At 41.4% G+C, this 24,129-nt stretch carries 22 protein-coding genes; 15 read left to right on the top strand and 7 right to left on the bottom strand.

Annotation, left to right across the window (positions count from 1 at the left end):
* Window positions 1-35 precede the first annotated feature (35 nt).
* On the top strand, window positions 36-992 hold the full coding sequence (locus SPD53_RS09170; protein WP_188855985.1) for an acetamidase/formamidase family protein: 957 nt from the start codon (window positions 36-38) through the stop codon (window positions 990-992).
* Between the two features lie 135 nt (window positions 993-1,127).
* Here SPD53_RS09170 and SPD53_RS09165 read toward each other — a convergent pair whose 3' ends face one another.
* Complete coding sequence (locus tag SPD53_RS09165) at window positions 1,128-2,597, bottom strand: glycine betaine uptake BCCT transporter (RefSeq protein WP_188855984.1); 1,470 nt, start codon at window positions 2,595-2,597, stop codon at window positions 1,128-1,130.
* Between the two features lie 162 nt (window positions 2,598-2,759).
* Here SPD53_RS09165 and SPD53_RS09160 point away from each other — a divergent pair, with 162 nt between their 5' ends.
* A complete protein-coding gene (locus tag SPD53_RS09160; RefSeq protein WP_336252352.1) occupies window positions 2,760-3,497 on the top strand; it encodes an MBL fold metallo-hydrolase in 738 nt (245 codons plus the stop codon).
* Between the two features lie 365 nt (window positions 3,498-3,862).
* On the opposite strand, the gene SPD53_RS09155 is transcribed toward SPD53_RS09160, so the two are convergent.
* A complete protein-coding gene (locus tag SPD53_RS09155; protein WP_336252351.1) occupies window positions 3,863-4,801 on the bottom strand; it encodes a DMT family transporter in 939 nt (312 codons plus the stop codon).
* 62 nt (window positions 4,802-4,863) lie between these two features.
* Complete coding sequence (locus SPD53_RS09150; RefSeq protein ID WP_188855983.1) at window positions 4,864-5,388, bottom strand: Gmad2 immunoglobulin-like domain-containing protein; 525 nt, start codon at window positions 5,386-5,388, stop codon at window positions 4,864-4,866.
* 196 nt (window positions 5,389-5,584) lie between these two features.
* Here SPD53_RS09150 and metA point away from each other — a divergent pair, with 196 nt between their 5' ends.
* The gene (metA, locus tag SPD53_RS09145; RefSeq protein ID WP_188855982.1) at window positions 5,585-6,493 is read left to right on the top strand and encodes a homoserine O-acetyltransferase MetA; all 909 of its coding nucleotides are present in this window, start codon (window positions 5,585-5,587) and stop codon (window positions 6,491-6,493) included.
* A gap of 436 nt (window positions 6,494-6,929) precedes the next feature.
* Here the strand turns inward: metA and SPD53_RS09140 are convergent, their stop codons facing one another.
* Complete coding sequence (locus tag SPD53_RS09140; protein WP_336252350.1) at window positions 6,930-8,363, bottom strand: MBL fold metallo-hydrolase; 1,434 nt, start codon at window positions 8,361-8,363, stop codon at window positions 6,930-6,932.
* Between the two features lie 113 nt (window positions 8,364-8,476).
* On the opposite strand from SPD53_RS09140, the gene SPD53_RS09135 reads away from it, so the two are divergent.
* The gene (locus SPD53_RS09135) at window positions 8,477-8,836 is read left to right on the top strand and encodes a hypothetical protein (RefSeq protein WP_336252349.1); all 360 of its coding nucleotides are present in this window, start codon (window positions 8,477-8,479) and stop codon (window positions 8,834-8,836) included.
* Here SPD53_RS09135 and coaW read toward each other — a convergent pair.
* The gene (gene coaW, locus SPD53_RS09130; RefSeq protein WP_336252348.1) at window positions 8,768-9,568 is read right to left on the bottom strand and encodes a type II pantothenate kinase; all 801 of its coding nucleotides are present in this window, start codon (window positions 9,566-9,568) and stop codon (window positions 8,768-8,770) included. The two genes, SPD53_RS09135 and coaW, sit on opposite strands and share 69 nt — an antisense overlap.
* A 185-nt stretch (window positions 9,569-9,753) precedes the next feature.
* On the opposite strand from coaW, the gene SPD53_RS09125 reads away from it, so the two are divergent.
* From SPD53_RS09125 to SPD53_RS09075, 11 genes are all read left to right on the top strand, one after another.
* On the top strand, window positions 9,754-10,395 hold the full coding sequence (locus SPD53_RS09125; protein ID WP_336252347.1) for a 5-bromo-4-chloroindolyl phosphate hydrolysis family protein: 642 nt from the start codon (window positions 9,754-9,756) through the stop codon (window positions 10,393-10,395).
* The gene (locus SPD53_RS09120; RefSeq protein ID WP_156854840.1) at window positions 10,395-11,555 is read left to right on the top strand and encodes a toxic anion resistance protein; all 1,161 of its coding nucleotides are present in this window, start codon (window positions 10,395-10,397) and stop codon (window positions 11,553-11,555) included. The genes SPD53_RS09125 and SPD53_RS09120 overlap by 1 nt, the downstream gene beginning before the upstream one ends.
* Before the next feature lie 193 nt (window positions 11,556-11,748).
* On the top strand, window positions 11,749-12,738 hold the full coding sequence (locus SPD53_RS09115; RefSeq protein WP_336252346.1) for an NAD(P)H-dependent flavin oxidoreductase: 990 nt from the start codon (window positions 11,749-11,751) through the stop codon (window positions 12,736-12,738).
* A 12-nt stretch (window positions 12,739-12,750) separates the two neighbouring features.
* Window positions 12,751-13,524, top strand: a complete 774-nt coding sequence (locus SPD53_RS09110; protein ID WP_336252345.1) for an enoyl-CoA hydratase/isomerase family protein — start codon at window positions 12,751-12,753, stop codon at window positions 13,522-13,524.
* A gap of 20 nt (window positions 13,525-13,544) precedes the next feature.
* Window positions 13,545-14,483, top strand: a complete 939-nt coding sequence (locus SPD53_RS09105) for an MBL fold metallo-hydrolase (RefSeq protein ID WP_336252344.1) — start codon at window positions 13,545-13,547, stop codon at window positions 14,481-14,483.
* A gap of 341 nt (window positions 14,484-14,824) precedes the next feature.
* Entirely contained in the window at window positions 14,825-15,649 is an 825-nt protein-coding gene (locus SPD53_RS09100) for an aldo/keto reductase (RefSeq protein WP_336252343.1), read from the top strand.
* 9 nt (window positions 15,650-15,658) lie between these two features.
* Window positions 15,659-16,093: a hypothetical protein gene (locus tag SPD53_RS09095; RefSeq protein ID WP_336252342.1), complete on the top strand. Its 435-nt coding sequence runs from the start codon at window positions 15,659-15,661 to the stop codon at window positions 16,091-16,093.
* Window positions 16,094-16,328: 235 nt separating this feature from the next.
* Window positions 16,329-18,224, top strand: a complete 1,896-nt coding sequence (locus SPD53_RS09090; RefSeq protein ID WP_156854828.1) for a PrkA family serine protein kinase — start codon at window positions 16,329-16,331, stop codon at window positions 18,222-18,224.
* Window positions 18,225-18,635: 411 nt separating this feature from the next.
* The gene (yhbH, locus tag SPD53_RS09085; RefSeq protein WP_336252341.1) at window positions 18,636-19,805 is read left to right on the top strand and encodes a sporulation protein YhbH; all 1,170 of its coding nucleotides are present in this window, start codon (window positions 18,636-18,638) and stop codon (window positions 19,803-19,805) included.
* A complete protein-coding gene (locus tag SPD53_RS09080) occupies window positions 19,802-21,199 on the top strand; it encodes a SpoVR family protein (RefSeq protein ID WP_336252340.1) in 1,398 nt (465 codons plus the stop codon). Before yhbH ends, SPD53_RS09080 begins: the two co-directional genes overlap by 4 nt.
* 624 nt (window positions 21,200-21,823) lie before the next feature.
* The gene (locus SPD53_RS09075; RefSeq protein WP_336252339.1) at window positions 21,824-22,372 is read left to right on the top strand and encodes a GNAT family N-acetyltransferase; all 549 of its coding nucleotides are present in this window, start codon (window positions 21,824-21,826) and stop codon (window positions 22,370-22,372) included.
* A gap of 65 nt (window positions 22,373-22,437) precedes the next feature.
* Here SPD53_RS09075 and SPD53_RS09070 read toward each other — a convergent pair whose 3' ends face one another.
* Window positions 22,438-22,914, bottom strand: a complete 477-nt coding sequence (locus SPD53_RS09070) for a GNAT family N-acetyltransferase (protein ID WP_156854820.1) — start codon at window positions 22,912-22,914, stop codon at window positions 22,438-22,440.
* Window positions 22,915-22,916: 2 nt separating this feature from the next.
* A complete protein-coding gene (locus SPD53_RS09065) occupies window positions 22,917-23,912 on the bottom strand; it encodes a YcjF family protein (protein WP_156854818.1) in 996 nt (331 codons plus the stop codon).
* Between the last annotated feature and the right edge of the window lie 217 nt (window positions 23,913-24,129).

The following is a 24,129-nucleotide window of genomic DNA, read 5'->3' as shown; positions in this document are numbered from 1 at the left end:
TTAAATAAATAAAAATATTCCAAGGAGGAGAAAAGATGAGTATACACAGGCACCAACATACACATATGACAATTCATGATTTCCAAACGCATATGCATATTGGCTGGGACAAAGATATACCGCCGATTGCTGAAGTCGATTCTGGACAGACGATTACATTTGAAATTAGTGAAGCTTCCGGCGGACAATTTACGAAGCGTTCGACGAAGGAAGATGTTGCTTCCCTGGACTTTTCCAAAGTAAATCCGGTCGCTGGCCCGATTTATATTAAAGATGCGGAACCGGGGGATACGCTTGAAGTTGAAATGATCAATTTCCAGCAACTCGATTGGGGTTGGACAGCGATTATTCCTGGTTTTGGTCTATTAGCGGATGATTTCGAGGAACCCCATATTAAGACATTCGATCTCACAAAACCGAATACGACCGAATTTCTACATGGAATCGATTTGTTTATCAAACCCTTCCCAGGAACAATCGGTGTAGCCCTGCCGGAAGAAGGGAATTTTGGTGTCGTTCCACCTCGGCAAAATGGCGGGAATATCGACATTCGCCATATGACCCGAGGGACCAAATTATACTTACCGGTGTGGGTGGAAGGTGCCTTGTTCTCCATCGGTGATACACATGCTGCGCAAGGGGATGGCGAAGTTTGCGGTACAGCGATTGAAGCCTCGATGGAAGCGACTGTACGGTTTAAACTACATAAGGGTAAGACAATCGCCGAGCCGCGTTATGAAATTCCTGGACCTCCAACTCCTGAGGCGGACAGCCATGGATACTATGTAACGACCGGATTTGGTCCAGATTTAATGGAAGCATCCAGAAAAGCAATAAAATATATGATTGAACATCTCATGGACACATACGGCATGAAAGCTGAAGAAGCATATATGCTATGCAGTCTAGCAGTTGACTTACGTATAAGTGAAATCGTCAATGCACCGAACATGCTTGTTTCCGCTTTCCTCCCAAATGCTATATTCAAATAATGAACATGAAAAATAAGTCGCCGAGAGAATATCTCTCGTTGACTTATTTCATTAAAATAGCAAAAATCCAAGGGCGATCGGAAATAAAAAAGCCAGTTCAATGGATTATCTCCACTGAACCAGCTTTATTTTTCGCTATACTTCCTTTTTCAACGCTTTATACAATGCGAATATCATTAGGATCATGATGAAGGAGAAGGGCAGTGCCGCGATGATGATTGTATTTTGCAAAGCGGTGAGGCCTCCTACATAAAGGAGAATGACTGCAACTGCAGATTGAGCAATTCCCCAAGCAACTTTAACGGTATTAGGCGGTGTTAGCGATCCTCTCGTTGTCTGCATGCCAAGTACAAACGTAGCTGAATCCGCAGATGTTATAAAGAATGAAGCAATTAAAATAATCGCTATAATAGAAAGAATCGTTGACAACGGCAATTGATCGAACATATTAAATAATACGAGCTCTGTTGCGAAATTGGACAAGTCGAATCCAGAGTCCTGGATACTCCCGGCTGTCGTACCGAATGCTGCATACCAGATCGCGATAAAGAGAGTAGGAGCAATCATCACGCCGACAATAAATTCGCGGATAGTGCGTCCACGGGATACTCGAGCAATAAACATTCCGACAAAGGGTGCCCAGGATAACCACCACGCCCAGTAAAATATTGTCCAGCTATCAAGCCAAGCACGGTTGTCGCCCGAAAGAGGTGCAGTTTTAAAGCTCATTCCAATTAGATTTTGAACATATAATCCGAGAGTTTCCGTAAACATATTCATAATGAGAACGGTCGGTCCAATCGCAATAACAATTATTAACAGAATAACTGCTAACACAATATTTGTATTAGATAAATATTTTATTCCTCGGCTTAGTCCTGACCAAGCAGACATAATAAAGAGTCCAGTCACAACGATAACAATTATTGTTTGCGGGACAAATCCTACTTCAATACCGAATAAATGTGATAATCCACCGTTTATTTGAACAGCACCGAAACCAAGAGAAGTTGCGACTCCGAACACTGTTGCAAATACAGACAACACATCAACAAACGTTCCGAATGGCCCATTCATCTTGTCGCCAAAGAGCGGTTTTAATGTTGATGAAATTAAACCAGGCTCGCCCTTTCTGAACTGGAAAAAGGCAAGGGATAAAGCAACGACTCCATACATCGCCCAGATATGGAGTCCCCAATGGAAATAAGAATAGACAAGGGCATCTTTGAAAGCTGCACTTGACCCTACCTCTGCGTTCGGAGCGTCAACAATATAATGAAATAATGGCTCAGCTGCCCCGTAGAAAACAAGACCGATCCCCATTCCGGCAGAGAATAGCATTCCAATCCATGTAACTGTGGAAAAGTCGGGCTTATCGTGATCTTTTCCAAGGCGAATTTTCCCAAATCGGCTGAAAGCAATCATTATTGCTACTATGACCATGGCGGACATGAGCAACATATAATACCACCCAAAAGTGGTGGAAACAAATACTTTAATCCGACTCGTTAAATTTTCAAATTCAGTAGGGAACACTGCTCCCAAAATAACCATAATAACTACAATTGGTAGTGCTATGTAAAACACTTTTGAAACTTTCTTCATAGGTCCTCCCTTAAAACAAGTATAAAACATACGCGTTCTATTATACCCATAATAAAATAAATTGAAACCCGAATTACGTTTTTTTACATCGTTTAGGGAAAAAAAGTAAAATAACAACTTCAATCCAGAAAGGAAAACAGGGTATAATAAGGTGGGGAGATGATGGAGATGAAGATTACAGTAATTGGAATGTGGGGAGGCTATCCTAAAAAGGATGGGCCGTGCTCAGGCTATCTAGTTGAACAAGATGGTTTTTCAATGCTAATTGATTGCGGAAGTGGAGTACTTGTTAAACTGCAGGAATTCATAGATTTAAATGAGATTAATGACGTTCTATTATCCCATTACCACTATGATCATGCAAGTGATGTCGGTGCTTATCTGTTTTCCCGTCTGGTAAATACTCAGCTTGGTAGGGTTGATGAATCCCTTACAATTTATGGACCTCAAGACGAGATGAAAGAACAGGAGTTTACATCGGTTCCCTATACGGAATTCCAAGCAATTGATGAAGAGAGCGAGCTACATATTGGGCCGTTTCAACTAAATTTCTTAAAAACGATTCACCCGGTAGAAACATGTGCGATGAAAATATCGAATGGAAAGAAAAGATTCGTATATACTGCGGATACAAGTTTTACGAAGGGACTTGTAGACTTTGCAAAAGGAGCGGATTTATTAATTGCAGAATGCAGTCTGTATGAAGGAATGGATGGGAAAAACTCAGGCCATATGAATGCGAGGGAAGCTGGGATGCTTGCAAAAAAAGCAGGAGCGCACAAGACATTATTAACCCACTTGCCACATTACGGAAATATTCAGAAGCTGGTAGAGAGTGCAGAAAAAACAGGAGCTGCAGCTGTTGAATTAGCGCAGCCCGGTATGGTAATTACCATTTAGAAAAATATGAATAGCTTTGGGAAAAGTATGAAATTCAATTATTTTCTTGAGGAAAAGTAAAAAAGTGGAGATTTTAAATTTTAAATCGGATTATCGACACACTTCGACGAATTCCGCTAAAAAAATTGAGTTATTTGCAAGTGAATCGACCTTTCTCGACATAAAAACAGAAGAAAAATCAAAAATTGCTTTTTGACGGATTAATGAATATTTATTATCTTTGGACTTAAGAGATTGGTTGAGGGACACTTCCCTCCAATATAAAACGCCATGGAGAGGTTCTATTAATTACGAATGCTCCCTTCCCGAAGAAAGCGATAGACCTCCTCCATGACGACTCGCATTAACCCCTCCATATTGGTTTCTTATTCCCTCGACCATTCCTTTTGATTTTGTGGTCTCATATTTACGATAATGATCCCAAGTGCAACCAAGGCAAGCGCGAATAGTATTGCCGGCGTAATATTTTCTCCTGGAATAAAGAGCGTTGATAAAATAGACCCCGAGACTGGGACAATGAATTTGTACATTGTGATTTCTCCAGCAGGGTTATATTTTAATAGGGAGTACCAGAGAGCAAAAGCAACGGAAGAAAGTAAAGCCGAATAAATAAATAATCCCCAGCCAAATGTGGTGAAAACAATCGCGTTTTCTCCAAGCTGTGGTAAGCCGATGATTAATAGCACGATTGCCCCTAAAGTGAACTGCCAGCCTGTAATCGCAAATGGATGGATCCCTTTAGCAAGTTCCTTCGCCATAATCGTTGCAACCGCACTGGTTACACCAGATAGAATCATAAATCCTTCACCAGTGAATGTGAATTGGTAGGAAAAACCTTGTCCCCAGTTCGCGATAATGATTCCTCCAAATCCTGCGAGGAGTCCGATTGTTTTTTGGATTGTCATCTTGTCGTTTACATAAAAATAATGTGCCAACAGGACGGTGAAGAATGTTCCGCTTGAGTTTAGAATTGCTCCTTGCATACCCGTAACATTGGCTAGTCCATTATAAAAGAAGAAATATTGCAATGCGGTCTGGACAATTCCGAGTACGAGCAAGATCATTAATTGTTTTTTAGTAATGAATAACTGTTTGATGTTACTAATCATTAGAAAGCCAAGTACGATAAGCCCAGCGAGCAGAAATCTCAGTCCAGCAAACACAATTTTTGCAATCACATCTTCTGAACCAATTTGGAATTCTTCATAACTTATTTTAAGTAATGGAAAGGCACTTCCCCATAATAATGAACAAAATACAGCAATGGCCACGACGGACCATTTATTCTTTAACAATCTTTGCATCTATAAAACCTCTAATCCGAAAATTAGGGCCAATTAGACAGTATCTAATTGACCCGTTCTTATTAATCTTCAACTTTTACTGGGATGATCAATTCGTTTTGTCTGGAACCGTCTTTGGCACTCTCTTCAAAAAGAACGATCATTCCAGTGTCATTCGTAACTTCATCGAATGAAATTTTAATTTCAAACTCGCCCCATTCTGGAGCCCCTTGGCTTGCCGTAACAGTTCCCTTATCAAGGATGTTATGGCCGTCTTCAAATTCATAGGAAACAGTTGCCTCGAATACGCGGGCTTCTCCGCGGACAGTAATCTCGTTATCGACAACACTGTCGGGTGCAGGTTCGAAAACTTTAAAAGCATCATTTTCTGCGACGATTTCTTCTCCCATTTCCTCAGTCGTGTCCTCTTCGACCGCTTTTTCATCCTCTGCTGACTCGTCATCTGTTGCTTCCTTTTCTGAGACATCTCCCTGTTCCGGTTCGTCTTGCTGTTCTGTATCCGGATCATTCCCATTTGTTCCACAAGCACTCAGGGAAATCAACCCGGAAAGAATGATTGCAAAGAAAATTATTCTGAACTTTTTCATTGCTTCTACCCTCCGAAGATATGACTTGTTGCATCTTGATTATATAACATTAAACAGCAACCTGAAAGCAAGGCACTTGGAAACCGATTCCATTTAGGCGGATTATGGTTTCAAGAACTTGCTGTTTCATGACTTAATATTTATAATGATTGGTATTATATAAAATGAAACTTTATTCAGAGGGGAGATGCGTGGATTGCCAATTAATATACCGAGAGAATTACCAGCAAGAGAAACATTGAAGAAAGAAAAGATTTTTGTAATGGATGAAGACAGGGCCCGTACACAGGATATCCGTCCATTAAATATTTTGATTTTGAATCTAATGCCCGAAAAGGAAAAGACCGAACTGCAATTATTACGTTTATTGGGAAATACACCATTACAAGTGAATATCAATTTCTTACGGACAGCAACGTACCAATCAAAAAATGTCAGCAATTATCATCTTGATACGTTTTATACAACATTTGATATGGTGAAATCCCGTAAGTTCGATGGCCTTATTATTACTGGTGCGCCGATTGAACATCTGGAGTTTGAAGAAGTGAGTTATTGGCGGGAATTACAGGAGGTTATGGATTGGTCGGTAGAGAATGTAACGTCCAATCTATACATATGCTGGGGAGCTCAAGCAGCACTTTATCATCATTATGGAATCAAGAAGAAATCCTTGCCGGAGAAATACTTTGGCGTTTTTAATCATGATATTTCCCTGCCTACTGAGAAACTCGTTCAGGGTTTTAATGATCATTTTTTAGCACCACATTCAAGACATACAACGGTTAGCGCGGAAGCAATTGAAAAGCACCCGGAACTTACGCTGTTATCGAAGACAGATGAAAACTCTCCATTCATCATTCTTTCAAATGATCGGAAAAATATTATGATTACAGGCCATCTTGAATATGATGCTACGACACTTCGTGATGAATACGAACGGGATGTGAAAAAGGGGCTCGACATCGCGGTTCCCGTGAATTATTTCCCTAATGACGATCCGGAGAAGACTCCGCCTAATTCATGGCGCTCCCACACACATTTATTATTTTCGAATTGGCTGAATTACTATGTGTATCAGGAAACACCGTACCATTGGAATTGACTCCTTAGCTTATAAAAAACAAAGGCGCAAGTATTTATCACGTATCAACGGTCTGTAATACCTCCACCTCTAAACAAGAGGGAAAACCAAAATGCTAAGGGGTGGAGGATATACAGTCCGTAAATACCTGATTCTGTTCAACTAACATTCGGTGGGGGGTAAGGATTCCCCACTGAATGAAGTTTCACTTTATCACGTATCAACGGTCTGTAATACCTCCACCTCTAAACAAGAGGAAAAACCAAAATGTTAGGGGGTGGAGGATATACAGTCCGTAAATACCTGATTCTGTTCAACTAACATTCAGTGGGGGTACGGAAACCCAACTGAATGAGTTTCGCTTTATAGTATCCTATGCTAAAAAACCGAACAAACCATATGTTGTACCTGCTGAGATGATTGGTTTGTTCGGCTATTTTCACATTTACCGCTTGTTTTATTGTTTAAATTTGCTACCTTTGTTTTTTGCGCGCAGTTGATCCATAAGGGAGGAGGATTTTCTCTCTGCTGCCTTTGTCTGTGCTAAATCAATGTTGACAATGGTGTAGCCATCGCTTTCTTTTTTCAAGTTGAATATTGTATTCTTCATACTGCCACGAGGTAAGACTTCCTTGTTGACTATCAATTCCTCTTTCGTTTCTTCGATTAGAATAACTGCTTGATTACCTTCAAATCGATCTAATATACCTTTCATTGTATACACGCTATCCCTTCTGATTGAATATCCGCAATTCGTGCTGGCTCCAATTCCATCAATTTGAGTGAGGTCATCAATGGACTGGAATGGGCGTAATTCAACTAAATCCTGAGTCCGCTCCGGACCGATATGGATGATCTGCTGTAATTCTTCGGCTGTTGCTTCATTTATATTTACACAGCTTGAATTAGTGTCTTGTTCCGTATCTCCGTTCTCATCATTTTGGGACATTTGCTCTGACCCCGTTGTCCCACTTTCAGGCGTTGTTATATTTGTGTTGATTTGGATGTCGGTGCCGTTGGTTGTGAGAAGGATGGTGCCGTGTTTGTCTGTACCATATAGTTCGATCTCTCTTTCTTCAACTGCGGTTACGACTTCTGGGCTCGGATGGTCATAGCTGTTATCTGTACCTGCGCTATAAACGGCAATTTTTGGTGAAACAGCATCAAGGAATGCGGGATCACTGGATGTTTTCGAGCCATGGTGTCCAAGATGCAGGACGTCAGCTGCTACATTGAATGTGTTACGCATATACGTTTCTTCTCCCCTGCCAGCATCTCCAGTAAGAACAAACTTCACATTACCGTATGTAAATAAGGCAGAAATGGATTCCTCATTAGTCTTACCTGAAATACTTTCCGGGTAGAGAATTTGAATATCCATTGGACCGATGGAAAAATCTTCACCTGCCCGAGGTTCATAATAGTCTGCATCACTTGCCAAGACAGCTTCCACCGCTTGTTGAAACGTCTGGGAGGTACTTTCATTTCCAGACATCCAGACCTCTCCAACCTCAAAATTCTGCATTACTTGAGCAAGCTGTCCAATATGATCTGCATCTGGATGACTCACGATGACAAGATCGATAAAATCAACTTCATTAGCATTGAGATAACTCGTTACCTCGGTACCGCGCCAATCTCCCGTATCAAATAAAATTGTATATTTTCCTTCAGTCGTGTGATAACGGAATAACGTGGCATCACCTTGACCAACATCAATAAAATGAACGGATAATTCCTCAAGGTTTTCTCCAGCAATGGTAGTAGTATCTTTATCTTTCGTTGTTACCGGTGTTTCGTCTGAGTTGCTTGATTTCTCTGTTGGCATTTCATCACAAGCCGTGATAAAAGAAAAGATGAAAAATGCCAGTATAATTGTTAAACGCTTCACTTGCTTTCCCCCTAAGATTTCCAAAACTTCCATTCATAGAGTAGCAAATAGGATGTGGAAAATCCAGCGGTCAATATTTTTCATCCGACTGTTTCGATTCGAGGAGGTGTATTATGAACATATGGCTAATTATTTATTTATTATTTTCTGGGCAGCACGCCATTCCTGAAATTGGTGTAGTAGATCGAATCGAAGGGGGAAAGGCTGTTGTTTTACTAGAACAGAAAGGCGATGAGCTCGTTATTTCCACCGAACGTTTTGACCATATTATTACTGAAGATAGCTGGTTGCTGCTTACAGTAAGAAATAATGAACCGATTATTTTAATAGAATTAGCCGGTCTAGCGGACCGGCAACGGAAAAAGAGTAATACATTAATTGGTGAATTAAGAGAGAAGAGCCAGCTATTCCAGCATGGCCCCAATGGCACCGGCATAAGCCCCCATCTCCAAAAATATCGCCTCATACGCTAACATTTCTTGAAAGCTTGTCAGTACGTTCTGCAGCGGTTTATTCCCTTGAATGGTGCTACCGATAAAAACAACTTTCCCTACATTTTTACTTTGCATGACGGTACTCGCAAGGGATAAAATGACCTCACCGATCAGTTGTGTTAGAGCATGCAGTTGATCAGCGTGTGTACTAGTTTTTAACAGCCCTAGTTTACCAAAATTAGCAGCCGTTAGTTCTTGTATGAGGGGAGCTTGTTGCTCGCCGTATATATCTTTTACAAGCAAATCGACTTGTAGATGATTTCCAGCCGCGCTCAGTTCGACAAGTTCTTGGAAACTTTTCTCATTACCTGTTAGAAGGGAGCCGATTCCCATCCATGTACCACCACCAATTCCGCTTCCTATCACCCTTTCGAAGGATCCATTATAGACGTGGAAAATTGAAGTCCCCGTACCAATATTTACGAGAATGTATTCCTTTGGTGATCCGACCTCTTTGCTCAATAAATAATCTGCGCCCCGGACAATAGCGGGAAATTCCTCTACCGTTTCGGTTGATTGCCGAATGATACGTGATACATCCTGCCATCTTCCACCCGTTCCGTAAACATGGACTTGTGGTGCGAGCATATGGAGCCAATTCATGATGGAATCTTTTTCCGGGTATTGGTAAGTTTTAACATGTAACCGTTCTCGTTCTACATAAGCAAGCTTGATTAACGATCCGCCAGCATCAATTCCAATTCGTTGCATCCCATTCATCTCCTAAAATAATGAATTTAAAAACTCTAACCAAACATCTAATTGTCATTATCTAAGTGTAGTTATTTCTCGTCAAGTTAGGTAAAATAGATTTAAGTGAAACTTTATACTTGGTTTTATCGTATTAATGGTTGAGTATCCATACAGGCCGTGTAATTTATTATAGGAGTGATGAAATGAAAGCATTTTTCGACTTTGTTTTACGACAGGCGGCGGCTTTCACTGCAACAGGGGTGATCTGGTTGATCAGTTTTTTCGCCTTTACACAAGTTATTCTCCTATCAACGACATACGCTATTGTCGGTGGTGTAGTCACCTATTATTCTGTAAAACATATACAGATTTCGCGCTATGCGAAGCGTCAAGGGCTGACAAGGAAGGAATATAAATTCATTTCCGAGAACTTGAAAGAAGCGAAAGCAAAAGTTATCCGACTGCAGCGCGCCTTTCTTCAAGTCCGTCACTTTGGGAATGCGAAGGAGAATTTTGAAATTCTTCGTACCGTAAAAAGGATTTATACGAATACGCAACGGGAACCATGGAGATTTTTTAAGGCGGAAGCTTTTTATTATAAACATCTTGATTCGTTAGTTGAAATTGCGGAAAAATATGCCTACCTATCCAAACAGCAAGTGAAATCCCGTGAAATGAGCGAAACGATGCGGGATTCCAGACATACCATTATCGTTCTTGGTCAAACCGTAAATAAAGACCTACGCGAGATGCTGAATGATGATGTCGATACATTACATTTTGAGCTTGACGTAGCGAAAAAGACATTACAAAAACCGAAGAAAACAAATGGGAGGGTTATCTGATGGCCGAAGAGAAGAAGAATGAATTTGAATTGGACGAGCTGTTGGCGAATCCGTTCGGCAGCGACTCTATTGACAAGGAAATTAGCGAAATAGAGACAGAGAAGGAAGTAACCGAAAAGAAACTCATCGATGTATTGCCGGAAGATAAGAGGAAGCGAGCTTTGCAGCTTGCAGAACAAATCGACCCGCAAAATCTTCAGAGTGTATCTTTATACGGTACGGAAGCACAGTCTAAGCTAATGGATTTTTCCCATGACATGCTGGACCATGTAAAAAATAGTGATATCGGCGAAATTGGTGGCATTTTATCCGATCTGATGAAAAAGCTCGAACAAGTAGATCCGGACGATTTGCGGACAGATAACCGTGGGTTTCTTTCCAAGATTTTCAATCGGGTATCTAATTCAGTGAATCAAGTTCTTTCTAATTATCAAAAGACTGGTGCACAAATTGACCGAATTAGTGTAAAGCTTGACCGGGGGAAGGACGAGCTCACGAAGGATAATAAATTATTGGAACAGCTATTCTCGAAAAACAAGGAATACTTTGATGCATTGAATGTTTTCATTGCTGCTGGAGAAGTGAAGATTGCTGAGCTCCGGACAAAAGAAATTCCCGCTCTGAGAGAGAAAGCGGAAGCAAGTCAAAATCAAATGATGGTTCAGGAAGTAAATGACTTGATTCAATTTACCGATCGTCTTGAGAAGCGGACGCATGATCTGAAATTAAGCAGACAAATTACGATTCAAAGCGCACCGCAGATTCGGCTCATTCAAAATACGAACCAGGCACTAGTGGAAAAGATTCAATCATCAATCTTAACTGCAATCCCACTATGGAAAAATCAAATTGCAATTGCACTAACCTTGCTGCGTCAGAGAAATGCCGTTGAAGCGCAAAAACTCGTTTCTGAAACAACAAATGATCTCATGTTGAAAAACTCCGAGCTCTTACGAACGAATACAATTGAGACGGCAAAAGAAAATGAACGTGGACTTGTCGATATTGAAACATTGAAGAAGACGCAGGAAGATTTGATTTCTACCATCGAAGAAACACTTACAATTCAAGCAGAAGGTAGAGAGAAGCGCCAACAAGCTGAAAAAGAAATGATTGTAATGGAAGAAGAAATGAAGCAGAAATTATTAGAGTTGAAATAAAAAGAACAGGGTCAGTTGGATTTTTCCAATGCCCCTGTTCTCTTTTTTACGCGTAATCACTTGACATTAAAAATATGAAAATTTAGAATTAGAATAATACAAGAAGAATAGATTTGACCAATTCTATTTTTTTTGAAAAGGAATGAATGAACATTCACTCAAGGAAAGAGATGTTAGAGGAGGAGTATATTTCATGACAAATGAAGCAACGAAAAAATTGCTGCAAGGGGTTAAACTACCGGTCATCATGGCACCAATGTTTCTCATTTCCAATCCAAAAATTGTGCTTGAAGCATGCGGTTCGGGAATTATCGGGACGTTTCCAGCGTTAAATGCACGCACAACCGAACAGTTAGATGACTGGATGCAAGAAATTACAGATGGCTTGCAACAGTTAAAAGAAGAAAACGGGGAAGAAACTGCCCCATGGGGAATCAATTTTATTAGTCATCGTTCGAACAAACGCTTTACAGAAGATCTTGCGTTAATCGAAAAATATCAACCACCACTTGTCATTACGTCACTGGGAGATCCGAGCCCCGTGGTAGCAATTGTGAAGGAATACGGTGGAGTCGTTCTTAGTGACGTCATCGATATGAAATTTGCGAAGAAGGCTTTAGAAAAAGGAAGTGACGGACTTGTCCTTGTTGCTGCCGGAGCAGGCGGGCATGGTGGCAGGTTGAATCCGATTGCTTTTATGCATGAGATCCGTGAAAATTTCGATGGGCCTATCGCTTTAGCAGGAACGTTATCGAAGGGGGAGGACATCCTCGTTGCCGAGACACTTGGTGCTGATCTTGCCTATTTCGGAACTAAGTTTATCGTCGCAGAAGAAAGCAGTGCTGTGGATGAATATCGAAAGCTTGTTATTGATTCTTCAGTTTCAGATATTACGTACACGCCTGCATTTAGCGGAATTCACGCTAATTACCTGACGAAGAGTATTGTAAATGCTGGTCTTGACCCAGAACAGCTTCCTGAAAAAGGAAAAATAGATTTTTCTGAGCTCGGTAATCCCGATGTGAAAGCATGGCGTGATGTTTGGGGGGCAGGTCAGGGAGTTGGCCCGATTAAAAAGGAGCTGACGGTAAAGGAGATAACAAATGAGCTTCGGGAAGAATATTTAAAAGCTAAAGAAAAAATCGCAAATGAATATCACGAAACCGTCCAGCGAATGAAATGAGGGGGAGAGAGTATGGGGTTAGTAAAAGTAACAAAAGAAAATAGTATCGCTTATATTTCAATGAACCGGCCGGATAAGCGGAATGCCTTATCCATCGAACTTGTAAATGACGTAATTGCCGCCCTAAAAGATGCAGATGAGGATCAAGCAATTCGTGCTGTCATTTTATCAGGTGAGGGAAAAGGGTTTTCAGCTGGCGGTGATTTAGAAACACTTCACACCTTAAATAAATCCGCTTCCATTATGAAGTATATGAGGCGGGCGCTCGAAGTCGTCCAGATAATCCGTAAGATGGATACGTATGTTGTTGCGGCTGTGAATGGCTTTGCTGCTGGAGCTGGGTTTAGTATTGCAATGGCGGCAGACTTTATTGTAGCGGAGAGCAAAGCAACATTCATTAGCAGCTTTTCAAATATTGCACTGATTCCCGACCTTGGGCTGATGAAGGCCTTAACAGATAATGTCCCGCATCCGCTTGTAAAAGAATGGCTTTCTTCAGCAAAACCTGTATCTGCGGATGAACTGAAAGCTTGGGGGCTTGTTAATCATGTTGCCAAAGAAAATCTAATGGAGGAAGCAACTGAGTATGCCCAATTTATTGTAGATGGTCCTCCGCTTGCGAATCGGTTTGTGAAGCATTTCGTGAACCATGCTGAGCAGCTGAATTATGAAACGAGTGATTTACAAGAAACAGCAATTCAGACACTGCTCCTCCAATCTGAAGATAATAAAGAAGGGATTGCAGCGTTTTTTGAAAAGCGAAAACCAAACTTTAAAGGTAATTGAGGCGAAAGGTGTTGATGTAAATGTTAGAAGAATATGGTTTACGACTTATTCGGCTTGACTTGCCATTTCGCCTGAACCATGTGAATTGCTTCCTTGCAGAAGGAGTGGATGGCTATAAAGTCATTGACGTTGGTCTTCATAATAAGGAGACGGTGAAACGTTGGGAAGAAGAGCTTGCGGGCAAAGAGGTCACTGATTTGATTATTACCCATTATCATCCAGATCATTACGGGTATGCGGGAGCTTTTCAAGAGAAGTATGGGCCCCAGGTGTCCATGTCCCAAATCGATGCGGAAAATGGGCTGTACAGCTGGGAAGAAGGATTGCTCAGCGAACTCGGGAAATATTATACGTTATCCGGAATACCGGAACAAGTTGCGCGGCAGATGATTGAGAATACGGAAGAATTTGTCCCAAGGGTACAACCATATCCGACCGTCGGGCATTATTTAGAAGAAGGGGAAAAGCTTGTTCTCGGAAAATATGAATATGAAGTTATTTTTACACCGGGTCACTCGGAAGGGCTTGTCACCTTTTATAATATGGAAAAAAATGCACTTCTTAGCACGGATCATATTTTACCGAAGATTACACCAAACATTTCCCATTGGTTCCATGGTGACCCGAATCCGCTCGCGAGTTACTTCGATTCTTTGGATAAAATTGCTGCACTTGAGGTCGACTTTATTATCCCTTCACACGGGAAACCATTTCATGACGGGCACTTGCGGGTGCTTGAATTAAAAGCACATCACGACGAAAGACTCGCTGCTTTGCACGAAATTATTCAAACAGGCTGCACGGTTTACGAGGCATGCGAAAAGCTTTTCAATAAACAATTAAATATCCATGAAACACGGTTCGCAATCGGTGAAACCCTCGCTCACCTAGAATATCTCCGCCTAAAAGGAGAATGCATAAGGGAACTACAAGGGGGAGTTTATGTATATCGAAGTTGAGTCACAACTATTTTAATATAGAAGAAAACAAGAATAACATTGCTGATCAGTGCCGGAAATATATGGAGACTCCAGCAAAAGGGCGACTAAGCACATTCAACTCCTGTGGCGGGCAACGACATTAGAACGCCCCGTTCGTCTTCGTCGGCCGGCATAGTGAGACCCACGGGCCGATAGCCTTTACCCGCCAAGATACTCAACGTATATTTCCGGAGCGGCAGATGCTCTTATAATAATTTTTCAGCTTTATACGATATTTTTTCCCTTTCATTCAATTTGTTAGAAGTAAGAAAATAATGATAAGATAGAAGACGATAGAAGTAATGAATGGGAGGATAACGATGATTAATAACTTGCAAGATACAGTCGCATTAAATAATGGAGTGAAGATGCCTGGATTCGGACTCGGTGTATTTAAAGTAGAAGACGGTGATACTGTAATTAATGCCGTTAGGGATGCACTATCTGTCGGTTACCGTCTGATTGACACTGCGAGCGTTTATGGGAATGAAGAAGGTGTCGGACAAGCAATTAAGGATTCCGGAATCCCTCGGGATGAAATTTTCGTTACATCTAAAGTTTGGAACGATCAACAAGGATACGAATCTACATTGCAAGCTTTCGATGAATCTTTGGAAAAGTTAGGACTCGATTATCTTGACCTTTATCTTATTCACTGGCCAGTATCAGGAAAATTTAAAGATACATGGAGAGCACTCGAAAAGCTTTACCGGGATAAAAAGGTGCGAGCTATCGGTGTCAGTAACTTCCATGTCCATCATATGGAAGAGCTGCTAAAAGATGCAGAAGTGAAACCGGTAGTGAACCAGATAGAATTCCACCCACATCTGACACAACGTGATGTATTAGCTTTCTGTAAAGAAAATGATATTCAAATGCAAGCATGGTCTCCACTCAAAAAGGGTCGTATTTTCAATGAGCCATTACTTGTTGATATTGCCGAAAAGTATGGAAAAACAGTACCCCAAGTACTTTTACGTTGGGATTTGGACCAGGATGTTATGACAATTCCAAAATCGATTAATAAAAACAGAATGATTGAAAATGCGGATATCTTTGATTTCAAGCTTACTGCAGAAGAAGTGGAACAAATTGCTGGCATGAACAAAAATGAACGTACCGGTTCCAATCCAGATGATTTCTAAGGTAATGGCATGCGAAAAATTACTGCTTTGTTAGTTAGTTCTGTCTTTCTTTTAACAGGATGTTTTAACCCTGCATCGGTTTCTGTTGTGGAGGATATGTACGGACAGGCACTAATGGAAAATGAAGCAGCTGTGGCAGCTTATTTCAGTGAAGAATTTTTAAGCGAGCATCCGATTGAGGAACTAGTAGAAGAACTGGCGGTTCAAGTCCGTAGTGTAGAAGGGGTTAAACTTTTAAACGCAATTGAACTTACTCGCAAACGATTGAATCCCGAAATTGTGGAAGAATTGGACGAGATGTATGAAGAACGCTGGCATTACGTTGTGAACGATGCAGGTGGAGAAGATATCATGACCTGGGTCGTCCTGAAAACATCGAGCCAATACGAAATTGTCGAAGCCGAAAAAGTTACCAACGAATATTACAATGAATCTATAAAGTGAAACTTCATTCAGTGGGGAATTCCTTCCCCCCACTGAATGTTAGTTGAACAGAATCAGGTATTACAGACCGTTAATACGTGATAAAAAACTAGTCAAGCCTTAACCAAGTATATCAGGGCCGCCGGAACGAAGTAGTAAGATACTCGTTCTGGCGGTTCTTTCTCATTCCGGGGTAATGTTAACTTCCTGTCCGGCATAGGATATATAAATCGCCGCTATCATGGAGGGAGTAACTATGGAAATTATAAATAAAGTTCGAGCGTACCGCGAAGAAGAAAGTCGTTTACGGTGGGAAGGAACGTTTGCCGAGTATCTTGAGATTGTCAAAGAGAGACCCCATGTCGCTCAATCTGCTCACTCCCGTATATATAATATGATTAAAGATAAAGGATTCACCGAAGAAAATGGCAGGAAAACCTATCATTTTTTCGGGGATGATATATTCGGATTAGAAGAGGCGATTGAGCGGCTCGTGGAGGAGTATTTTCACCCGGCAGCTAAGCGTTTGGATGTTAGAAAACGAATTTTATTACTAATGGGTCCAGTGAGTGGCGGAAAGTCTACGATTGTAACCCTGTTAAAACGTGGATTGGAAGAATATACCCGTACAGATGCAGGTGCTGTTTATGCGATTAAAGGATGTCCAATGCATGAAGATCCGCTCCATTTAATTCCGCCACATCTGCGTAAAGATTTCCAGGATGAATATGGTATCCGGATTGAAGGGAGCTTGTCTCCACTTAACACGATGCGACTTGAGAAAGAATATGATGGACGAATTGAAGATGTACGTGTGGAACGAATCTTTTTCTCAGAAGATAAACGGACTGGGATTGGGACATTCAGTCCATCCGATCCGAAATCCCAGGATATTGCCGATTTAACCGGAAGCATCGACTTTTCAACGATTGCGGAATACGGGTCGGAATCCGATCCGCGGGCATATCGCTTTGACGGTGAATTGAATAAGGCAAACCGTGGAATGATGGAGTTTCAGGAGATATTGAAGTCTGATGAGAAATTTTTATGGCACTTACTATCGTTAACACAGGAAGGGAATTTTAAGGCGGGAAGATTCGCATTAATCTCGGCGGATGAGATGATTATAGCCCACTCGAATGAGACGGAGTACCGCTCATTTATCGCCAATAAAAAGAACGAAGCGCTTCATTCAAGAATCATCGTCATGCCAATCCCGTATAATCTCCGAGTGAGTGAAGAAGAAAAGATTTATGAAAAGATGATCATGGAAAGCGATATAGCAGATGTTCATATTGCTCCGCACGCATTAAGGGTTGCAGCCATTTTTTCCATACTGACTCGTTTGAAGGATTCGAAAAAGCAGGGAATCGATCTCGTGAAGAAAATGCGTCTTTATGATGGAGAAAATGTTGAAGGATTTAACCAAGTTGATATTGAAGAGCTCGGGCGTGAGCATCAAGATGAAGGGATGTCCGGAATTGATCCGCGCTATGTAATCAACAGAATCTCTTCTGCCATCATCCGTAAAGAAGTTCCGTCAATTAATGCGTTAGATGTACTTCGTTCCTTGAAAGATGGGCTTGATCAACATCCAGCGATTTCGAGGGAAGATGCGGAGAAATATATGAATTACATTGCTGTCGCCAGGAAGGAATACGATGAAATCGCAAAAAATGAAGTCCAAAAAGCATTTGTCTATTCTTATGAAGAATCAGCGAAATCTTTGCTTGATAACTATCTCGATAATGTCGAGGCCTATTGTAACAAGAATAAGCTGCGTGACCCATTGACAGGAGAAGAGATGAACCCAGATGAAAAGCTCATGCGATCGATTGAGGAGCAGATTGGAATTTCGGAAAATGCGAAGAAAGCCTTCCGTGAAGAAATTTTAATTCGTTTATCTGCCTATGCACGTAAAGGAAAACGATTTGATTATAGTTCGCATGAACGGCTCCGGGAAGCGATTCAGAAAAAATTGTTCGCAGATTTAAAAGACGTCGTGAAAATAACAACAACCTCCCAGACACCGGATGAAAATCAGCTGAAAAAAGTGAATGAAGTCATCGCGAGACTCATTGATGAATACGGCTATAACTCTACCTCTGCCAACGAACTGCTCCGATATGTCGGGAGCCTACTGAACCGTTAAGATTAAACTCTCATTCAGCATAAGTGTTTTAAACGTTCAATTATTCCGAAACTCTAATCGCCGTTCAGTTTCCCGGCGAACGGATGCTTTCCGTGGGCACGGCCTTAACCTCGACGCACAAGACGTGCTAATGCAGACGTTGCTACAGGACGTGGCGATCTAAGTCTGCCTCGGAAAAAGTTCGCTTCCTGCGGGGTCTTCGGACACGTGCTATTCCCGCAGGAGTCACCGTGCGCCGGTGCGAGAGGTGTCTGGACTGCGGACCTCCAGTTGAAAGCTGCACTTACGCTGAATGAGAGTGATATTTTTTGGATATGAAAGTTGGGTTATGGGGGGAAGCAATTGATCCTGAAGATGAATAGGATATAACAAGCAGTATTCATTTTGAAAGGGATATGAAGGAGGAGAAAGATGGGAGAAAAGCCAAATAAGCAGCAATTTATCGTTTCCAAGGAAAATTGGTCTCTCCATCGTAAAGGCAATCAGGATCAGCAACGTCATTTAGAAAAGGTCCGGGAAGCTATAAAAAACAACCTACCCGATTTAATCAGTCAGGAGAACATTATTCTTTCTGATGGTAAGAAGGTTGTAAAAATTCCAATCCGCTCCCTGGATGAATATAAAATCCGTTATAACCATGATAAAACAAAACATGTCGGCCAAGGGGATGGAGAGAGTCAGGTCGGTGATGTGATCGCCCGCTCAGGAAGTGAGGATGGAAAAGGCGGCGGGGAGAAACCAGGTGATCAGCCGGGAGAAGATTTTTATGAGATGGAGGTCTCCCTCGCTGATATTGAAGCTGCATTATTAAAAGAGCTGGAACTGCCGAACTTAGCGGAAAAAGAAACGGGAGAAATGGTAACGGAGAATATTGAGTTCAATGATATTCGAAAAAAAGGTCTCATGGGGAATATTGATAAGAAACGGACGATTTTATCTGCTTTGAAGCGGAATGCAACAGAAGGCGAGGCAAGTATCACGCCGATTCATCCGGATGATTTACGTTTTAAAACATGGTATGAAGAAGTGAAGCATGAATCGAAAGCGGTAGTCCTTGCGATGATGGATACAAGTGCGTCTATGGGAACATTTGAAAAGTATATGGCGCGTAGTTTCTTTTTCTGGATGAACCGCTTTTTAATTAAAAAATATCAGACGGTTGAATTTGAATTCATTGCGCACCATACGATGGCAAAAGTTGTGTCAAAGGATGACTTTTTCTCCAAGGGGGAGAGCGGTGGGACGATTTGTTCCTCCGCCTATATAAAAGCACTGGAATTGATTGAAGAGAAGTATCCGCCGTCCCGTTATAATATTTATCCGATTCATTTTTCGGACGGGGAGAATATCACATCAGATAATGTAAAGTGTCTGCAATTAGTTGATGAGTTACTGGATGTGTCGCAAATGTTCGGTTACGGGGAGGTAAATAGCTATAACCGTTATTCAACATTGATGAACACGTACCAGACGATAAAACATCCTAACTTCCGCTATTACCAGCTTCGGGAGAAACAAGATGTGTATCCCGCACTAAAAACCTTTTTCTCACGGGTGAAGACGAGGGAGGGGTCTCGTTGATAGAGAGTAAGGAATTGGAATATGCAATCCAGGAGATTACGGAAATTGCAGAAGGTTTCGGACTCGATTTTTACCCGATGCGTTATGAAGTTTGTCCGGCAGATATTATATATACCTTTGGCGCTTATGGGATGCCGACTCGTTTTAGTCACTGGAGTTTTGGTAAACAGTTTCATAAAATGAAGCTCCAATATGACCTCGGTTTAAGTAAAATTTATGAGCTTGTTATCAATTCTGATCCTTGTTATGCTTTTTTACTTGATACAAACTCACTTGTACAAAATAAAATGATAATTGCTCATGTTCTCGCCCACTGCGACTTTTTCAAGAACAATGTCAGGTTCTCTAATACACGCCGGGACATGGTGGAGAGTATGACTACGACAGCAGAGCGAATCGCAGCTTACGAGATGCGGTACGGCAAAAAAGAGGTCGAGGATTTCCTCGACCGGGTGCTCGCCATTCAGGAGCATATCGACCCGTCCTTGATGCGTGGGGAACAAGATTATGAAGAGGTAGAAACAAAACCAGAGCGAAAGCCTATACCCTATGATGATTTATGGGGACTAGATGAAGTAGAAAAAGAAAAGCCTATTGTTAGAAGGGAACGGAAGAAATTTCCGCCACAGCCTGAAAAGGATTTACTTTATTTTATCGAACAGCATAGCCGGGAACTCGATGATTGGCAGCGTGATATTTTAACGATGCTCCGGGAAGAGATGCTCTATTTCTGGCCGCAGCTTGAGACGAAAATCATGAATGAGGGCTGGGCATCGTATTGGCATCAGCGCATCATGCGCGAGCTTGACTTAACGAGCGCCGATACGATTGAATATGCAACATTAAATGCGGGAGTCCTGCAACCTTCTCGCACATCGATCAACCCGTATTATTTAGGAGTCAAAATGTTTGAAGATATTGAGGAAAGGTACAACAACCCGACGGAGAAGATGCTTGCCCGCGGTGTGAAACCTGGAAGCGGACGGGAGAAAATCTTTGAAGTTCGTGAAATAGAATCAGATATTTCCTTCATCCGCAATTATTTAACAAAGGAAATTGTGGAGCGCGAGGATATGTATCTGTTTGAGAAAAAGGGAAGGGATTACCGGGTTTCTACAAAGGAATATGAACAAGTCCGCAATCAACTTGTTTCTATGCGGGTCAATGGTGGATTTCCATATATCACAGTAGTGGATGGCGACTATAGCCGGAACGGAGAGCTATACCTTATGCACCACTACGAGGGAACCGAACTTGACCTACCTTATCTTGAACATGTATTACCTTATATTTATGAACTTTGGGGCAGACCTGTCCATCTTGAAACGATTGTAGAAGACCGTGATATCCGCTTCAGTTGTCACGGCGAAGATGTTAAAAAGAAATTTTTATAATGTTATTGTCAGTCAAGCCGGATTGCGAGATATGCAATTTCCGGCTTTGACTGTTCTGTTTTTGTGGTATAAGAAACTATAAAATAAAATGCTATGATTACTTAGGTATCCGGGGCTAGCCACGTCCGCTCTGCACCCAGCAACTAGCAGATCTTTTGGCGGGGCGAGAAGTGCGCAGTCCCAAACTTCACACTCCTCCAATCGATCATCTTACTTTAAAGGGAAAACAACTGGGTTTATTTTCCCATCAGCATGTTCATCTTACTTTAAAGGGAAAACAACTAGGGTTTATTCTCCCATCAGCATGTTCACCTTACTTCAAAGGGAAAACAACTAAGGTTTATTCTCCCATCATCACGTTCACCTTACTTTAATGGGAAAACAACTGAGTTTTATTCTCCCATCAGCATGTTCACCTTACATCAAAGGGAAAACAACTAAGGTTTATTCTCCCATCATCACGTTCACCTTACTTCAATCGGAAAACAACTGGGGTTAATTTTCCCATTAGCATATTCTTCTTACTTTAATAGGAAAACAACTAGGGAACTATTTTCCCATTAGGGCGCTTGCGCCTTTGTGTGGTATAATAATCCCCAACATTTAGGCAGGGGGGAGAAGGCAATGCGAGTTCAAGATATATATAATAATTTACCTACATTGGAAACAGAACGGCTTCGGTTAAGAAAAGTAAGATCAACGGACTTGCAAGCGATGAATGCTTACGGCGGTGATGCAGAAGTGAGCAAGTTTGTAACGTGGGAACGACATGAATCCCTTCAAGATACAGAGGCTTTTTTAAATTTTGTACTAGGGAGGTATGAAAAAGGGGAAATTGCTCCGTGGGCGATTGAATATAAGCCAAATAGCGAAATGATTGGTACCATCGACTTTGTTAATTGGAAACCGGCTAGCAGAGTAGCTGAAATCGGCTATGTGCTCCATCGTGATTATTGGGGGAAAGGGCTTATGACCGAAGCTGTGAAGCGTGTCATTCAATTCGGTTTCGAACAAATGAATCTCGTCCGTATCGAAGCAGTCTGCTTGCCGGAAAATGTCGGCTCCTACCGTGTTATGGAAAAGGCGGGATTACAATACGAAGGGACACTCCGGAAAGCACGAGTAATCAAGGGGAGAAATCGAGATATTAAAATGTATGCTATCATTCGTTAACTGTTTCAAGTGGAAAAAGAACTGGAGGCTGGGACATAAATCCATTAAGGCTAGTCCCAGCTACATTATAATTCCTTTAAGTACCAGCAATCACATGCATTATGTTCTGAGCCAGAGAGCGGTTTTTTAAGCTTCACAAAACCAAACTTTTCATATAAATGGTTTGCTGCGGAAAGGGATTTGAATGTCTCCAAATAGCATTGGGTGTAATGTTTGCTAGCAAATTCTAGCGCTGTTTGCATCAGTTTTTTTGCGAAACCTCGTCCTTGTGCAACTGGTGCAAGATAGAGCTTCTGAAGTTCCGCCACACCAACGTGGTTGCCAAAGGGGCCAATACCAATGCCGCCAAGTACCTCATCGTTTTCATCAACAACAACCCAATAATTTGCATTTGGCTCCGTTTGATAAAATTGGTAAAGCTCACCAAGGTGAGGGTCAAAATAAGCGGTTCCCGGAATATTTAAGTTCTCGGACTCGAGTGATTGCTTAATGATTGCTTCAATTTTTTTATTGTCTTTTGCCTGGATGGTGCGAATCTGCATAATTAACTCCTTTGCTTTTTTTCTTTAAAGAAATCATACAATGATCGAAGTGTCTTCGCATCAAGTTCCATATCATTTTCATAGGCATACTTTACAGCATATCCTAGGGCGAGTGTCATTCCGCCGGCAATACTTCCGCCAGCAACAGAGCCTGCACCTGGTACGAATTTAACGACTTGTCGGAACAATGTTTTTCCGATATTCCCGGTAATTGTCGCTAAGATTAATTCCTTTGCTTTCGCTTTTGATAGAGGCTTTTCATATAATGTAGCAAGCCTTACCATCAGTCCAACCTGGATACCAGTTAAAGGTACAAAGTCAGAACCAGGAATCGGCGCAGCTCCAACAGCTGTTGCTGAACCGGCTGCTGTGAGAATCCATTTATTTGCTGTTGACGCTTTTTCCTTGATTAGCCGCGCAAATTGGACTTCTTTATGCTTTTTTTGCAGGATATCCAAAATCTCATTACGCAGTTTGTCGATATTCTCTCCAGTCCTTGAGGAAATAGGCACCACCTTGGACCGGGAACCCGTATGCTTTTTAATATAGTTGACGAGTTCTGGAATATCGTCTGCTGCATCAATTTTATTTAGGACGAAAAGGATGTCTTTATTTGCTTTTCGAATGATTTCAAAGGATCGTAATTCCCCTTCAGAGAGGACCGTTCCTGCTGCGTTTAGAAAAAAGAGCACGACATCCGCTTCTTTATAAAATTTTAATGTTTCTTCCGAGTGCTTTGCTTCAATATCATCTAAACCAGGGGTATCGACAAAGATGATTTTATCACGGTATACATAGCGGTCGATTCCTGTTGTTTCGCCAGGTCTTGCGCCGACCTCGGCAACTTCATCACCAATCAGCTGATTAATGGTGGATGACTTACCCGTGTTTACATCACCGATCATTGCAAACAAAATCTCTTTCTCAAGTTCTGCATTGACCTTTTTTGTTTCATGTTCAAATGCTTGGTTAAAATCTTTTTCATTGTATTGCTGCAAGCAAATCACACTCCTTTGTATTATTTTATCACGTATTAACGGTCTGTAATACCCCTTCCTCTAAACATGAGGGAAACCCAATATGTGAAGGTGGGGGGATATACAGTCCGTGAATCCCTGATTCTGTTTAACTAACATTAAGTGGGGAGGTAAGGGAACCCACTGATGAAGTTTCACTTTATCAGACAATTAACTTTTTTGATAGAAAATAACTTTT

It is taken from the genome of Oceanobacillus sp. MO10714A, assembly GCF_037072045.1.
Lineage (GTDB): Bacteria > Bacillota > Bacilli > Bacillales > Amphibacillaceae > Oceanobacillus > Oceanobacillus indicireducens.
The sequence above is the reverse complement of the archived record's forward strand: the minus strand, read 5'-3'. Positions and strand labels throughout refer to the sequence as shown.